The organism is Amycolatopsis coloradensis (assembly GCF_037997115.1).
GTDB classification, from domain to species: Bacteria; Actinomycetota; Actinomycetes; order Mycobacteriales; family Pseudonocardiaceae; genus Amycolatopsis; species Amycolatopsis coloradensis_A.
Genome location: NZ_CP150484.1, coordinates 1,123,040 through 1,139,168, shown reverse-complemented (window position 1 = coordinate 1,139,168; position 16,129 = coordinate 1,123,040). Strand labels below are relative to the sequence as shown.

The window sequence follows — 16,129 nt, the reverse complement described above, 5'->3', positions numbered from 1 at the left end:
GTCGCCGCGCTGGTCCCGGCCGTTCGGCCGAGTTCAGCGCGGCAGGCTAAGGAGCAGCCGAGCCGTGTCCATATGGCCAGTTTAACGCGCTGGTCAAAGCCGTTCCGAGGGGACCGCCAGAGCGATGAACTGGGTCACCTGTGTCGCGGAGAAGTTGTTGTCACTGACCAGCACCAGACTGCGCTCGCCGTTCGGGAGCCGCGGCCCCCAGGTCATCCCTTCGACGTTGTCCACCGCGGACAGCTTGAAGTCCGCGAGGTCCGCGAGAAGGCGCTTCTTGACCGGCTTGACCTTCTTCGCGTCGGCGAGTGAGGGCGTGTTCAGGATGTTCGTGGCGCCCTTGGTGTCGATCTCGTAGATGCGGATTTTGTTGCCGACGCCGGTGACGAACGACCGCTCCATCACCAGGTAGCGCGTGGGATCGGCCTGGTCGACGGCCAGCAGCGACGAGATGCCGGTGGTCGCGAACGCGCCGGGCGGATTCGGCGACGCGAAGACCTTCTCCTGCGGGTACGCGTACTGCGCGAGGACCGGTCCGAACCGGGACTGCACGGTGATGCGCGAAAGGGCGCCCGATGTGGTGTTCGCCTCCGGGCCGTCCTGCAGCAGCGGGCCCTCGGCCGAGCTGGCGAGCAACGACCCGAAGCCCGCGTACGTGAGGCCTTCGAGAGCGAGGTTCTGCCGCGGTCCCGTCGTCTCGGTCATCTTCTCGTTGGCGGGGATCGGCAGGTCACGGACGTAGGAGCCGTCGCGCTCCGCCTCGCGGATGGACGGGTCGATCCGCGCCGCCGCCGACCGCTCGCCCTCCTGGGACCAGACGTAACGGCCGGTCCAGGGGTCGACACGCAGTTCTTCGGGGTCGATGGTCTGCATGTTCGGCGGCTGCGCGGGGTCGTTCTTGGCGAGCGGCGGGTACGGCGTGCCGTCGGGACGCAGGAGCGGCTTGGTGCCGGTGAAGGTGACCGGGCCGAGGCCCTTGGCGTCGAGGGAGAACTTCGCCGTGTAGAAGCGCGCCGGGTTGAGGGCGGACCGGTCGTCGCAGATCAGCGCGTACTCGCCGGTGCGGGGGTCGAAATCGATGCTGGACAGGCCGCCGACGACGGTGCCCTCGTAGGGCAGGGCGTTCGGGACGATCTGTTCCCCGATCAGGCGAAGCGGACGGTGACCCGCTTCGGCGGCGGGTGCGGCCATCAGGGTGAGGGGAACGGCCCCGATCAGGGCGGTGGCGATACTCCGCCATTTCAAGACGCGGCTGGACATGGCCTGTAGCACAGTCGATCAGGGTATCCGGCAGGTTGCCGGGACGTCACGCTTATCCTCGTGGAGTGTTCGTCATAGCGCTGGTCCCGATCGTGCTGGGTGTCCTCGTCGGCTGGGGTGGGTTCCTCGGCCTGCGCGAGAAGCTGCCGCGTGACCGCGGCGCCGGCGTGCGCACCGCCGCCACGATGCGCAGTGAGGACGCCTTCCGGCTCGGCAACAAGGTCGCCGGGGTCCCGACGCTGGCCGGCGGCGTGATCGCCGTGCTCGCGGGGATCGCCGCGCTGGTCATGCCGACGACGTTCGGGCTGCTGCTCGCCTCGTTCGTGGGCGTGGCCGGGATGATCGCGCTGGTCGCGGCCGGGGGAGTGCTCGGCAACCGTGCGGCCGCGACGGTGCCGGAGCCCGAGCCGGAGCGGCCCGCCGGATGCAGTGGCTGCGCCTGCGGCACCTGCGGCGTCTTCAAGAAGGCCGACACCGCCACCGCCTAGTTCCGCTGAAGGTCTCCCGGGTGGGTGGCCAGCAGCGCCAGCGGAATGCCCTGACGCCGCAGCACCTGACCCCACAGGTCGTGGTGCGGCGAAGCGAGGACGTCGCTGGGCAGCGCCGGGACGATCACCCAGTCGTCGCGTTCGATCTCGCTCGCCAGCTGGCCGGAGTCCCAGCCCGCGTATCCGGCGAAGACCCGCACCCCGCGGACCTTCGGCACCAGGATCTCGGGATCGGTGTCGAGGTCGACCAGCGCGACCGGGCCGCGGACGGCGATCACGCCGGGCACGCTGGCCGCCGTCTCACCGGTCCGCAGCGCGGCCAGGCACAACGCCGTCTTCTTCTCCACCGGACCGCCGACGAACACCGACTGCGGTTCGGCGACGTGCCCGCCCCAGTTGGGCAGCACGTCGTACACCGGGACGTCACTCGGCCGGTTGAGCACGACGCCGAGCGTTCCCTCGTCCCGGTGATCGATGACGAACACGACGGTCCGCCGGAAATTCGGATCGAACATCGTGGGGGCGGCGACCAGGAGCGTTCCCGGTTCGACCTCGGCGTCCGCTGGCACGTCCGCCATGATCCCACTTCGAGCGGAGACAAATCGTCCGGCTCTGGGAACAACAGCATCACGAGCACCGTTGGACACAACGGTCGATGCGCTTTCCGTGTCCCCCGGGCTCACTGAAGAACCGCCTTTGTGGAATACCGTCCGGCTGGAGCCACACTGCGCATAGCCGCCGAGAGGCGACCTCAAAGCGCATCGGCCACCTTTATAGGCTGGCGCCGTGACGACCACCGCCACGGCGCCCACCAGGGCGTACGTTCGCGACCGTGACTTCCGCCGTCTGCTGTTCACGCGGTTCTCCGCGCACTGGGGCAACGGCATGTACCAGGCGGGCCTGGCCGGAGCCGTCCTCTTCAACCCCGAACGCGCCGCCGACGCGCTCGCCATGGCGGGCGGGTTCGCGGCGTTGCTGCTGCCCTATTCGATCGTCGGCCCGTTCGCGGGTGCGCTGCTCGACCGTTGGGACCGCCGGAAGGTCCTGATCTTCGCGAGCCTTCTGCGCTCCTTCACCATCATCGCGACGGCCGTCGCCGTGGGCGCGGGAGCGGCGGGGATCGGGCTGTTCTCCCTGGCCCTGGCGTCCGAAGGCATCTCGCGGTTCATCGGCTCGGGGCTGTCGGCGTCGCTTCCGCACGTCGTCGAAGAGAAGTCCGTGGTCGCCGCGAACGCCTTCGCCGCGACCTGGGGTTCGGTGCTCGCCGTGGTCGGCGGTGGCTGCGCGATCGGCCTCCGGACGCTGACCGGCGCCGACGACGCCGGCTCCGCGTGGGTCACCGCCGTCGCCGCGCTGGGCGGGATCGGCGCCGCCGTCCTGGCCTCGGGGTTCGCGCGCGGGCTGCTCGGGCCGTCGGTGGTCGACGAACCGGCGAACCCGGCGCTCGCCGTCGCCCGAGGCCTGGCGGACGGCGCGAAGGCGGCCTGGCGGACGCCCAGCGTGACGGCCGGGTTCGTCGCGCTGTTCGCTCATCGCGCGTCGTACGGCATCTCGCTGCTGGTGACCGTGCTGTTGATGCGCAACCACTTCGCCGCCGGGATGACGGGGCTGGGCCAGATGGCGGCGTTCGCCGGCGCGGGGATCCTCGTCGCCGGACTGCTGACCGCCCGGCTGATCAAGCTGTTCGGCAGGGTCCGCGTCGTGGTGGGGGCGCTGGTGCTGGCAGCGGTCGCGCAGTCCGCGCTCGGCCTGCCGATGACGATCCCCACCGCGTTGCTCGCGGCGTTCCTGGTGACCGGGGCCGGGCAGGTGCTGAAACTCTGCGTCGATTCCTCGGTCCAGCTCGACGTCGCAGACGAAGCGAGAGGACGGGTCTTCGCGCTCTACGACACGCTTTTCAACATCACCCAGGTCGTCGCGGTCTCGCTGGCCGCGACGGTGATCCCGGCCGACGGCCGCTCGCCGGGACTCCTGATCACGGCGGCCGTCCTCTACCTCGTGGGCGCCGCCGGATACCTGCTCGCGGCGCGAAAAGGGAGAACTGCTGATAAGGCTCCGCCCTTGGCATTAGGGTGACGCTTACCGACACCGGGTGGCGTATGCCCGGGATCAAGCACTCGCGGGGGCTCAAGTGACGACGGCCGGCGACGACAGCGCACGCCTCGAAGCGCGCAATGCCGCCATGAAGGACCAGGTCGACACGCTGCTCGAACAGTTCGAGCGGCAGACGGCCCAGCTCCGGGACGCGCAGGAAGCCGCTTCGCAGACGTCGGCGACGGTGGTCTCGCAGGACGGCCTCGTCCGCGCCACCATCGACGCGACCGGCACGCTCGCCAAGCTGGAGATCCAGCCGAACGCTTTCGAGCGCACCAATCCCGCGCAGCTGGCCAACACGGTGCTGACGCTGGTCCGTCAGGGATCGTTGCAGGTCAAGCAGCAGGTCGCCGACCTGATGGCCCCGATCACCGAAGGGCTGCCGGACCTGTCGGACCTCATCGAAGGCGCGCCTTCACTCCAGGGGCTGATGCCGGCGATCCCCGACTTCCTCGCGGAAGAGGAGGAGACGGCCGCGCCCGCGAAGTCCGACGAAGACTTCGACGCCCCGCTGATGATCAAGGACGACGCCCCGCCGCCTCCTCCGTCCGCCCCTCCCGCGCCGCCGACGCCGAAACCGGTTCCGAAACGGGTGCGTCAGCAGGACGACGATGAGGAAGAGCCGCCCTCGAGCTGGCTGACCAGGGGGGTCTGATGCCGAACGGTGGGGGTGGAGCCGGGTTCACCGCGGATCCGGAAGCGGTGAAGACGGCCGCTGCCAAACTGGGGATCGCGGCGGACCAGCTGGACGAAGCGGGCAAGGAACTGCTGGCCGCGATGAACTCGCTGGGCCAGTGCTGGGGCAACGACGACGCGGGCAAGGAGTTCGCGAAGGACTACGAGCCCGGCGCGCAGGGATCGTCCGAAGGGTTCGCGAACGTCGTCGAGGCGCTGCGGGGCATGCAGCACAACGTCGAACGGTCGATGACCGCGTTCACGAACGCCGAGGAAGAGATCAAGTCGACGCTGGACAAGAAGGTCTAGCGCCGTGGGTATGGAGATGCCCGACGCGGTCAAGTGGCTCTTGCCGATCGTCGTCGGGGAAAGCTGGCCCGAAGGCGACGAGGACAAGCTCCGCGAACTACGCGACGCCTGGCACAACGCTTCGAAGGCGATTCAGCCGATCGCCGACACCGCGACCAAGGGCGCCACCGAGGTCCTGGGCGGCTGGAGCGGACAGGGTGCGGAGAAGTTCGCCGAGGCCTGGAAGAAGTTCGTCGAGGGCGACGAGGCGTACTTCAAGTCGCTGGCCGATTCCTCGAAGGCACTCGGCGACTCGTGCAACGCGACCGCGCTGGACGTCGAGTACACGAAGTACATGATCATCATCTCGCTGGTGATCCTGGCCGCGCAGATCGTCGCGATGATCGCGGCCGCGGCGGTGACGTTCGGCGGGTCGACGGCCGGGATCGCGCCGGCCCAGATCGCCACCCGCATGACCGTCCAGATGATCTTCCGGCAGCTGATGCAGAAGCTCGCGCAGGAAGGCTTCAAGAAGGTCGCGAAGGAACTCCTGGAGAAGCTTCTCAAGGAGGGCCTGAAGAAGATCGGCAAGGAGGTCCTGCAGAACACGGCGATGAACCTCGCCATGGACGCGGGCATCCAGGGCCTCCAGATGGCCAAGGGCGACCGCGACAGCTGGGACTTCAGCAAGACCAAGGATTCCGCGATCAGCGGCGCCGTCGACGGCGTGGTCGGCGCGGGCAGCAGCAGTATCGGCAAGGGCGCCACCAAGGGGCTTTCCGACAGCGTCGGCGGCCAGATCGTCGACAGCGCGGCGCGCGGTGCCGTGCGCGGCGCGGCCGAAGGGGTCGCCAGCACGGTCGGGCAGGCCGCCGTCACCGGTGACCTGGACAAGCTTTCGGCCAAGGACGTCCTGATGGGCGCTTCCGGTGGAGCGGTCGGCGGTGGTGTCGACGGGGCGAAGAGCCAGATCGGCGACATCAAGGCCGCGAACACGCCAGGCGCCTCGGCGGGCGACGGTCCTTCCACGCCCGATGTGGATTCCGGGGATTCGGGGACGCCTTCGCGTACTCCGGGGTCTTCGGACTCGGGCACTTCGTCGGAGTCACGCTCTTCGTCGAACTCGGGCTCCTCCTCGGACTCAGGCACTTCGTCGGACTCGCGTTCTTCGTCGGACTCGGGCTCTTCGGACTCGAGCACTTCATCGGACTCGCGTTCTTCTTCGGATTCCGGAACCTCTTCGCGGTCGGACTCTTCCTCGGACCCGGCACCACGGTCCACTTCGGACAGTCAGGCGGCTTCGAGCCGCGGTTCGGACGGCTCCGCTGATCCGCAGCCGCGCTCCGAGAGCGGTCCGCAGCGGACGGCGGACAACGACCGGATCAGCCAGTCCTCGACGCAGGCCCCGGAACGTCCGGCCGACGCCCCGGCGAACACCGGTGACGGTCAGCGTCCGGCGCAGACCCACCAGAACGCCCCGGCGGCCGCCGCCGACAACGGATCCGGTCAGCAGCAGCAGGCCGCGGCGGGTAATCAGCAGCAGGCACCCGCCGCCCAGTCGCAGGCGCCGGCACAGACACCCGCGGCCAGCCCTGCGCCGAGCCCGTCACAGGGACCCGCGGCCAGTCCGGCGCCGAGCCCGTCTCACAATCCTTCGCAGTCCAGCGCGATGCCGCCCGCTGCTTCCTCTTCGACGGGTGCGCCGTCGAGTTCGGGCGGGTACGGCATGGCGTCGAACCCGGGTTCGACCTCGCCCGCTCCGTCGGGTGGCTACGGCATGGCGCCCGGCGGCAACGGGCCCACCCCCGGCGGTGGTTTCCCGCCTCCCGGGCACGATCCGTCCCGGCCCGTCCGGCCGAACGACAGCGTCCAGGCAGCGGGTTTCGCGGGCAACGGCGGACCGCAGCAGCCGCGTTTCGACCAGCCGCCCGCCCCGATGCCCTTCCAGGGCCAGCAGCCGATGCAGCCGCCGCCTCCGGGTGGTTTCGCGCCGCCTCCGCCACCGCCTCCCGGTGGTGGTGGCGCCATGCCGCCGCGAGGACCGCAGGGGCAGCCCGGTCCGATGGGCCCGCGTCCGCCGCAGCAACATCCCGGTCAGGGTGGATATCCGCAGGACCGCGGGCCGCGTCAGCGTCCTCAGCAACCGCCGCAGCCCCCTGGTCCGCAGGGTCCGCCTCGGCCGCCCCAGGGGTATCAGGGCAGGCCCGGACCTGGTCCGGGCCCGAACGGCGGGGTCCCGCCGCGTCCGCAGACACCTCCGCCCGGTCCGCCTCCGGGCAACCGCGGCCCGGCGGGCTATCAGCCGCCTCCGCCGCGGCCCCAGCAGCCGGGCAACGGTCCGTTCCCCGGCAACCGCGGTCCCGTGCCGCCGCCACCCGGTCACCAGTCCGGTCACCACCCCGGCCGGCCGGGGCATCCGGGACAGCAGCCCGGCAGGCCGATGCCGCCCGGCGCCGAGCCGCCACGTTTCGGTGGTCCGCAGCGTCCGCCGCAGGTCCCGGCACCGCGCCCCGGCCACGACGGGAACGCGGGCCCCCAGCAGCCGCAGCGTCCGCAGCAGCAGCCTCCGGTGCGGCCGGTGGAGCACGCGCCGCAGCAGGCACCTCAGGACCGCGGCGGGAACGTCCTGCCCAAGGACACCGAGCTTCCGAAGGACACCGAGGCTCCCAAGGACACGAACGTCCCGAAGGACACCGAGCTCCCGAAGGACGTCGAGTCCCCGAAGGACACTGAGGCGCCCCAGGACGTCACTCCCGACGACAGGACCACGGTCGACGAGCCGTACCTGACGGATCCGGACTTCCACACGGACGATCCCGCCGCCTACCGCGCGCTCGCCGAGACGCAGATCGACAAGCGCGGTTTCGACAAGGACACCGGGGAAGCGCGGAGCGAACAGGTCCGCCGCGAAGGTCTAGCCAAACGCGACGCCCACGAAGATCCGCGCGTCAAGGAGATGTCGGATCAGGGCGCCTACGCGGTGCACAGCTACACGCGCACCGACATGGCCGAGCGGATCACGCATGCCCAGCGGCACGGCGGCGCGGAGCTGGAAGCGCTGCGTCCGCATATCGAGGCGATCACGTCCGGTCTCAACGAGATGCCCGCCTACGAGGGGCTCGTCTCGCGGCGGGTGAACTTCAACGGCAACGAGAGCGCGATCCGGGCCTTCCTCGAAGCGCACGCCAAGGGCCAGGTCATCGTCGACCCGCAGATGCTGAGCACGTCGCGGGTCACCCCCGAACATCCGCACAGCAACTTCCCCGGCGAAGTCGAGATGCGCATCCAGTCGAAGACCGGGCGCCACATCGAGGACCTCGCCTCGAAGAAGGAAGAACGCGAAGTCCTGATGAAGTCGGCGACGCAGCTGCGCGTCACCGACGTCAAGATGGGCCCGGGGCATCCCGAGCACCCGGACTACAAGAAGCGCCTCGATGACGGATCGCCCAACGAACTGCCGAAGTGGATCGTCGAATGCGAAGAGGTCGTCGCCGGTGACGACGGCCATCTGAGCCCGGACGAGGTCCACCAGAAGGTCGCCGAGCGGCGCGACTACAACAACGCCGTGCAGGAACGGTTGGCGCAGGAAGCCGCCGACCAGGAAGCCCAGCTGCGTCGCGAGCACCCGGAGCTGTTCCAGGGCCAGGGCCTCGCGGGGCTCGAAACCAAGCTGGCCGACGGCAAGGGCGGCTGGATCGACGCCACCGACGCCCCGGTCCGGGACGCCCCCGAGCCGCCGAAGGAGCACGCTCCCGACGGCGGCTGGTCCGAGCTGGCGAAGCCGCTCGAAGAGGGCGGGACGCCGGTCATCCACGCCGGTTCGACCGAGACGCCGCACCAGCAGGTCCGGCTGGTCATGGACGAGATCCCCGCGATCGGCGAGGCCAACACGCGCAACTACTACGCGCCCGAGTCGTGGAAGGACGGCTACCAGACGAACTCGGCCGAGGCGCTGGTCGCGTTCGAAGACCGGATGAACGGCGGCGACTCGGTCGCCGCGCCGTCGACCGGCGGTTCACCGCTGCAGCACGTCAGCGACCGGCTCGGCGGGCAGTGGTCGGATCGGAACGGTTTCGCCGATATCGCACGTGAGCTGGGCGAACGTCCGGTCGGCGCGCGGACCGCGGTGGCGTTCGAGCATCACGCCGCCGCCGATCCGAACGCGCCGGAGGGCTCGCCGCGGTCCAAGGACCGGATCGAGACCCGGATCGTCGCCGCGGTGAACACGCCGCACGGCGTGGTCTTCGCCGACCCGATGACCGGGCGGCTCGCGACGCTGCCCGACGATCCGACGTCGATCAAGGCGATGCCGATGGGCGGCGGCGACGCCCCGCACACGCCGGAAACGCCGCACACCGACAGGTCCGCCGACTCCGAAACCCCCGTCCAGGAGCAGGCGCCCAAGACCGAACTCGACATCGCCGAGCGGCTCAAGGGCCCGGAAGAAACTCCCACGCGAGTCGACGAGAGCTACCTCTCCGACGACGGCTTCCGTGGCACGCCGGAGGATCACAAGAGCCTCCGTGACCGTTACGACAGCGCCGAACTCGCCGAACAGGCTCGCGAAAAGGCGCTCAAGCGGCTCGAAGCCAGCCCGCTGAAGGACCGCGTCTCCCCTGAGGCCGCCGAAGCGATCTACTCCTACTCGCGCGAACACGCGTACGCGATCAACGACGCGAACCGCCGGGGTGAAGCGCACCCCGACTTCGAGAACGCCCAGCGCAGCACCAGGGCGATCGTCGGCGCGCTCAACGAGCTGCCGGACTTCCACGGCGAGGCCATCCGCGGCATCGACACCAAGGGTGACATGCGGGCCGCCGCGATCATGGCGGCGCACTACGAACCCGGCCAGACCGTCCCCGAGCCGACGATGACCAGCTCGACCATCAAGACTTCGTCGGACACGAAGTCGAAGTTCGGCGAAGACGTCGAGATCCACATCGTCTCGAAGACGGGCAAGGACGTCTCGTCGCTCGCCGAAAACCCGCGCGAGAACGAGGCCATCAACAAGCCGGCCACGCAGCTTTACGTGCACAGCAAGGAGTTCAAGACTCCGCCGCTGGTCGACCGGCCGAAGTGGGTCATCCACGCCGAAGAGGTCACGCCCGGCGACCCGCGCTACCTCGACCCCGAGACCGCCAAGCAGAAGATGGACGAGCGGCGGGCCCGGCACGCCGCGGAGGCGCCGGAACTCGCGCGTCTGGCCCAGGCGCAGTCGATGGCGCGCCTCGGCGGCTTCGACGAGCCGCAGACTCCGCACTTCTCCACGGAGAACCCGGCGGACCACGGCGTCGCGGACGTCGAAAAGGGGCCCGAGTACGGCGACCAGCCAGCTCAAGACCACTCGGCCACCGACGACACGCTCGAACTGCCTGCCCCCGAGCGGGACTACTCGTCGATGGCGGTCGCGACGAACCCGCCGAGCGAACCGGCGATCCACGCCGGCTCGGCGAGCCCCGCGCAGCAGGCCGCGTACCTCGCCGACCGGCACCCGCGGCTCGGCGAGGTCAACCCGCATTTCAACGACCCCGACGCGTTGGCGAACGGCTACCGCTCCAACTGCACCCGCACGCCGGGCGCGTACATGGACCGGCTGAACGGCATCGACTCGACCGCCGAACCGCTGCTCGTCCACGAGATGGACAGCCGGGGCACGCTGGAGCACGTCGAAGAGCGGTTCGGCGGGGAGTTCTCCGACCGCGCCGACTACGACACCGTCATCCGCGAGATGCGGGACATGCCGACCGATCACCACGCGGTCGTGGCGGTGAAGTACCTCGACGAGAACGGCGTCGAGCGCGGGCACGTCGCGATGGTGGCGAATACGCGGGACGGCGTCGCGTTCATCGACCCGCAGTCCGGCGCGCTGATGAACCTGCCGCAGCCGCCGCTGGGCGTGAAGCTGATGCACGTCGGCGTCCCGGAAGGCCCGGCCGCGCAGCCCGTCGACCCGCGGATCGCGTTCGCCAGGGATGACACGCCCGACGTGCCGCCGTCGAGGATCGGGCCGGACGGCCGTCCGATCGTGACACCGCCGCTCGACGCGGGCTACGGCATGGCGCACGACGAGCAGCCACCGGGCGACCGGGCCGAGGCCGAGCGGTTCCTGAACGATCCCGAGGTCGCGGCCGCGGTGGACGGGCTGGACCCGGACAAGAAGCGGGCCGTCCACGAGGACGAAAACGGGGTCAAGCACGACGTCGGGCCGATGCGGGACTTAATCCGCGAGCATCTGCCCGCGCATCCGGAGCTCGTCCGGCTGATGGAGCATCCGGACAACGCGTACCTGCGGGCTTCGCTGCTGAACAACCCGATGACCATCGGCAGCCTGCTGCTGCACCCGGAGGCCATCCCGATCCTCGAAGACGCCCTGCGTGACGTCGAGGAACGCGGCTACCAGATGATCGACGACGTCCGTGAGGACGGTCCCGGCGACACTCCGCTGACCCAGGAGCAGCGGGACCTCGCGAACGCGGCGGCGGATATCGCCGCCGACGTGGAGCCCGGCGATCAGTACCACGCCGGCTTCGATCGCGCGGACAAGGGCGATCCCGGGAAGATCCAGGAATTCCTGGACGCCGAGCGGGAGGCATGGCCGCGGAATCAGGGCGACCTCAACCGGATCGCCGAACGGATCGCGGAGGAGAACAACGGTGACGCGTCGGGCAGGCCCGGTCCGAAGGACGACGACCGCGCGAAGGCGAAGATCGCGGGCTACGACGGAGACGCGTCGAAACTGACCGACCTGGTGGGCGTGAAAATCCAGTTCGACACGCTGGCCGACGTCTACAACGCGCTGAGCGCGGTGATGGACGATCCGGACCTCCGGATCGTCAGCTTCGACGACCGGTTCGCGAATCCGCAGGACAGCGGATACCGCGATCTGCAGATGAACGTCCGGCTGCCGAACGGGCACGTCGCCGAACTGCGGCTGCACCTGAAGCACATCGACACCGTGTCGGCCTACGAGCACGCCTTGTACGAGGTCCGCCGCGACTTCCCGACGTACAACCGGACACTGGACGAGAACAACAAGAAGAGGTTGTCCCCGGAACAGGCCCTGCTGGAAGCCGCGTTGATGGACCGGGTCCGGGAGAAGTTCATGGCCGGTCTCCGCAAGGGCCTGCCTCCTGAGGAGAACACGTGATCCAGACGCCGTCCTTCTACACGTACTTCGGGAAGACCTACCGCGTCGAGTCGACCCCGGACGGAGGCCTGACCGGCTTTCTCCTCAATCCACGCACCGGCGAGTTCGACGAAAAGCCGGAGCACGTGCGTGAGGTCATGTGGGCGATGGCGAGTTCGGACATCAGCAAGGTGTCCGAAGAGAAGTTCGTCCAGGAGACCGAGCGCGCCCGTGCGTACGAGCTCAAGGGCGGCGGTCCGATCTTCGCGCTCTACGAGACCATCGACGGCCTGTACGCGCAGGCCAAGCGCGAAAACCGTCGCGTGGAACCGCAGGAATCGGCCTTGATCAAGTCGCTGCGCCAACGCACCTTCAAGATGTGGGAGGACGAGCTGGCCCGCCGCGCCGCCGGTGAGCCGCCGTCGTTCCGGGCGGAACCACGTTTCCCGAACCGGGCGCGATGATTCACGTGGAACAACTCACCCCCGAACAACAACGCGGGCTGCTGATCGAAATCGGCAAGCTCATCCGCTCGGGTGTCGCCGACGCGGCGCATCCGGCTGTCGCCGATTTCCGGCAGGCCGGGGAGCACACCGAACTCGAGGGCCACAACTGCGCGCCCGCGCCCGAGCTGAACGATCTCTTCGGCAGGCTTCGCACCGGCATGTACACGACCGGCCGGGGGACCTGGTTGCAGTCGCGTTTCACGCTGAAACCCGACGGCACCTTCGACTTCGACTTCACCCTCGACGACGAGCCGGCGTGGATCGAGCCACCGGGGACTTCGGTGTACCCGGACGAGCTGGCCGCGTTCCCGCGCGAGGACGAGCACGTCCCGGACTGGTGGCGGCTGCGCGCGCAGCTTCCGTTGCGCGTCGAGTTCCGGCACGCCCGGATCGTCGACGCGTACACCGAGGGCGAGCCGCCCGTGGTGGACAGACCGGAGCTCGACGAGTCCGAAGCGCCGCTGGTCGCGCAGTATCTCGAGCGTGAGCCGGCGATCCTCTCCGGCAGCGGGCTCGGCAAGGACGTCTTCGATCCCGAGGCCGACGGCGACGTCCCGGAGAGCTACCACACCGACGGCACCTGGATCTGGCACGCGTCCGTGCCGCACTACCTGCGGAAATACGGGATACCGCCGGAGCCGGACCTGGTCGAGCACATCCGGGGCCAGCGGTTCCAGCCGCCGTACGTCGAGCACCTCGTGCGGCGGACGGCCGAAGCGGATCTGCTCGGCAAACCGCGGCCGAGACCGGGCCGCTCCGACGTCAAGAAGACCGAGGGCGACATCGCCGCGGAGCTGGAGACGTCGCCGAATCCGGCACTGACCGACGAAGAGCTCCTGGTCGTGCTGGTCAGCAGGCTCGGCGAGCACGCCGTCTGGCCGGAGGCCTACCGCATCGGCGACCGCGCGGACGGCGCCTGGTGCCTCAACTTCACCGAGAAGGGCTGGGAGGTCGCGGCCTACTCGGGCGGCGCCCCCGTGTCGCCGAAGTACTTCGACAAGCTCGAAGACGCGTCGCATCAGCTCCTCGGCGCGGTTCTGCTGCATCCGGCGAGGATGACCGCCGGACACGAGACGCCACTGGAGACGGCGAAGGAACTCGCCGACTGGCCGGTGCAGGCGGCGCCGGGTGAGCCTCCCCTCACCTTGCTCCGCAACAAGCGCGTGAGCCGGATGGTCGCCGGTACGGTCGTACTGCGGTTCGGTGAGGAAACCGGCAATCTGGTTCACCACGGAGGGGTACGGTTCGCCACGACGTCCCTGCCGCTGGAACGGGAGCGTGTCGGTGGGACCTACCGGCTGCGACGCCCGCTCCACGTGATCATCGGTGTCACCGTCCCGTGGGCGAACATGCCCGGCGGGGCGGTGGCCTACGTGCTCCCGAGGACCATCGCCGAGCACGTGTCCGACGGCAGCCTGGAGAGGATCGAGTAGGTGGAATCGGCGGAAGCGGTAGCCAAGGTCGAAGAGTGGCTGCGCGCGGTCCACGGTCCGGACGTGTCCGAACCGGGCGGCGCCGGCCTGCGCGTGAACCACGAGAAGGTCCTGCGCATCCCCGAGGGCTGGTCTGTCCCCTACAACACGATCGCCTTCCTCGACGAGGGTCATGCCGAGAAGGAGATCTTCCCGCCGCCGTCGGTGATCGTCCGCGAACCGGACGGCGAGCTGCGCCAGGCGCATCCGCAGCCCGGCGGGCTCAGCGTCCCGGTCGCGTTCCCGGGCCAGGAGGCCTGGCGCGAGGTCGTCGACCCGGAGTACGCCAAGGCAGGGCTCGGTGACCTCGGTGTCCCGCCACCGGTCGTCGCGGGCTGGGTCAAGGTCAACGCGGAAGGCGTGCAGACCGGGGAAGAACGGGAGAACCCGGAGTACAAGGCCGGTCCGGTCCGCCGCGGCTACCCGAAGCCGGAGAACAAGCTCGAAACGCTGCTGTCGTTCGCCAGCGTCGGCTGGCTGACCAGGGAACAGCTGCTCGTCGGGCTGCTGCGCTGTGAGGTCTACGTCCCGCTCGACCTGGCGTCGGGCAAGACGGAGCGGTTCTATTTCAACGAGGAACGCGCCGAGCTGAGGGTGTTCAGCTCGACCAGGAACCTCCCGTCCCGGGAACACGGGTACTGGAAGGTCGACATCGCCACCCTCGCCGGTTACGAGAGCCCGCCGAACCTGGTGATCAACGGTGGTCCCGCGACGTTCGAGGACGTCAGCGGCGCCGAGCTCGCCGAGACCGCGCTCCGGTTCCCGCGCCGGGGCCCCGGCGTCGACGTCAACGAGCGCTGCCCGGAGGCGGACCCGGAGCTGGAGGCGCTCGCCGCCGACACCGCCGCGAAGATGGGCCTGTCCGAACCGGTGAAGCCGCCGCTGGCCGCCGCCGAACGGGCACGCCGCCGCGGGTTCGAGCTGAGTGCCGAAGAGTGCCAGAAGACCGTCCTCGGTCAGTCGTGGCTGGCGCGGCTCCGGCAACCGGAACCACCTCGCGGCCGTCCGAACGACCTGCGGGCCAACGGGCTGGCGCCCGCCTACGACAACGAGGGGCAGATCGAGCCTCGCCTGGACACCTTCGGCAAGTACTTCGAGCGAGACCGTTCCAGCGCGCGTTACGGCTGGCAGCGCGTCACGGGAGCGTACGTCGGCTTCGCGCTCGGTGAGGCGCTCGGCGCGGCCGTCGACCGGATGCGGCTCGACGAGATCCACAACACCTACGGCCCCGACGGGGTCACCGATCTGCCGATCGCGTTCGACCTGCCCGGCCGGATCGGGCCGCTCACCCAGCGGCTGCTGTTCTACACCGAGGCCGTGATCCGCAGCCCGCATCGCGAGCAGCCGGAGAACCGCGACGCCGAGAAGGCGCTCGGGACGGTCGCGCGCAATTCGCTGATGCGCTGGCTGCACACCCAGGGCGCGCCGCTGGACAACGCCGACGGCTGGCTCGTCAAGGTGCCGGAACTCCGTGTCCGCCGCACCCCGGACGACGCCGAACTGAACGCCTATCACGCGCTGGCGACCATCTCGCCGACGGCGATGCCCATGAGCGGCCCGGACGCGCTGGTCGCGGCGCTGCCGGCGGCGATGACCGCGGCCGGGCCGGGAAGCGCGATGAGCGGCGGCGTCCGCCAGGCGGTGCGCGACCTCGTCGCGGTGACCCATCCGGGCGAGGTCGACGTCGAAGCGGCGACCTACCTGACCTGGCTGTTCGAACCCGCGCTGACCTCGGAGGCGTTCAGCTACCCGGTCTGGAACACCTCCCGGGAGATCTTCAGCGACCAGAACCCGCACCAGCGGGGACCGGTCTGGGCGGATCTCAAGGCGATGGTCGCGGAATCGGTGCCGTTCTTCGGCAAGCACGGCCTGCCTGACCTGCGGGTCCCGGAGCTGATCGGCGACGGCAAGGGCACGCTTTCGGTGCTGGGCCGCGCGTTCGCGGCGCTGTCCGGCTTCGAGAACTACCCGGAGCAGGCGCTGCTGCGGGCGGTCAACCACTCGGGCCGCAGCGCGATCACCGGTGCCATCGCGGGCGCCCTGCTCGGCGCCCGCACCGGCATCCCGGGGCTGCCGCAGAAGTGGGTCGAGCAGCTGGAACTGCGCTACCTGGTGGAGAACATCGCCACGGACGCGTTCTGGCACTTCGACCGCCACTCGGCGCTGCACGAGGTCGACGGCTGGGCCCAGCGGTATCCGCGCTGGTGAACGGAATGGGGA

General features: G+C 69.8%; 10 protein-coding genes. 8 read left to right on the top strand and 2 right to left on the bottom strand.

The window, feature by feature from the left end:
- Positions 1–93: 93 nt before the first annotated feature.
- Positions 94–1,260, bottom strand: coding sequence for an esterase-like activity of phytase family protein (locus tag LCL61_RS05040; RefSeq protein ID WP_340685753.1), 1,167 nt, complete (start codon positions 1,258–1,260; stop codon positions 94–96).
- 65 nt (positions 1,261–1,325) lie between these two features.
- Here LCL61_RS05040 and LCL61_RS05035 point away from each other — a divergent pair, with 65 nt between their 5' ends.
- The gene (locus tag LCL61_RS05035; protein WP_340685752.1) at positions 1,326–1,748 is read left to right on the top strand and encodes an SdpI family protein; all 423 of its coding nucleotides are present in this window, start codon (positions 1,326–1,328) and stop codon (positions 1,746–1,748) included.
- Here the strand turns inward: LCL61_RS05035 and LCL61_RS05030 are convergent.
- Positions 1,745–2,326 (bottom strand): YqgE/AlgH family protein, encoded by a 582-nt coding sequence (locus LCL61_RS05030; protein ID WP_340685751.1) that lies wholly within the window; start codon positions 2,324–2,326, stop codon positions 1,745–1,747. The two genes, LCL61_RS05035 and LCL61_RS05030, sit on opposite strands and share 4 nt — an antisense overlap.
- 208 nt (positions 2,327–2,534) lie before the next feature.
- Here LCL61_RS05030 and LCL61_RS05025 point away from each other — a divergent pair, with 208 nt between their 5' ends.
- The 7 genes from LCL61_RS05025 to LCL61_RS04995 are packed head-to-tail and all read left to right on the top strand — an operon-like array spanning position 2,535 to position 16,117.
- The gene (locus LCL61_RS05025; protein ID WP_340685750.1) at positions 2,535–3,824 is read left to right on the top strand and encodes an MFS transporter; all 1,290 of its coding nucleotides are present in this window, start codon (positions 2,535–2,537) and stop codon (positions 3,822–3,824) included.
- Positions 3,825–3,879: 55 nt separating this feature from the next.
- Complete coding sequence (locus LCL61_RS05020) at positions 3,880–4,497, top strand: YbaB/EbfC family nucleoid-associated protein (protein WP_340685749.1); 618 nt, start codon at positions 3,880–3,882, stop codon at positions 4,495–4,497.
- Positions 4,497–4,826 (top strand): WXG100 family type VII secretion target, encoded by a 330-nt coding sequence (locus tag LCL61_RS05015; protein ID WP_340685748.1) that lies wholly within the window; start codon positions 4,497–4,499, stop codon positions 4,824–4,826. Before LCL61_RS05020 ends, LCL61_RS05015 begins: the two co-directional genes overlap by 1 nt.
- A 10-nt stretch (positions 4,827–4,836) precedes the next feature.
- The gene (locus LCL61_RS05010) at positions 4,837–11,952 is read left to right on the top strand and encodes a toxin glutamine deamidase domain-containing protein (protein ID WP_340688495.1); all 7,116 of its coding nucleotides are present in this window, start codon (positions 4,837–4,839) and stop codon (positions 11,950–11,952) included.
- On the top strand, positions 11,949–12,395 hold the full coding sequence (locus tag LCL61_RS05005; RefSeq protein WP_340685747.1) for a hypothetical protein: 447 nt from the start codon (positions 11,949–11,951) through the stop codon (positions 12,393–12,395). Before LCL61_RS05010 ends, LCL61_RS05005 begins: the two co-directional genes overlap by 4 nt.
- Before the next feature lie 5 nt (positions 12,396–12,400).
- Positions 12,401–13,870: a TNT domain-containing protein gene (locus LCL61_RS05000; protein WP_340685746.1), complete on the top strand. Its 1,470-nt coding sequence runs from the start codon at positions 12,401–12,403 to the stop codon at positions 13,868–13,870.
- Positions 13,871–16,117, top strand: a complete 2,247-nt coding sequence (locus LCL61_RS04995) for an ADP-ribosylglycohydrolase family protein (RefSeq protein ID WP_340685745.1) — start codon at positions 13,871–13,873, stop codon at positions 16,115–16,117. It abuts the gene before it with no gap.
- The last annotated feature ends 12 nt before the right edge of the window (positions 16,118–16,129 follow it).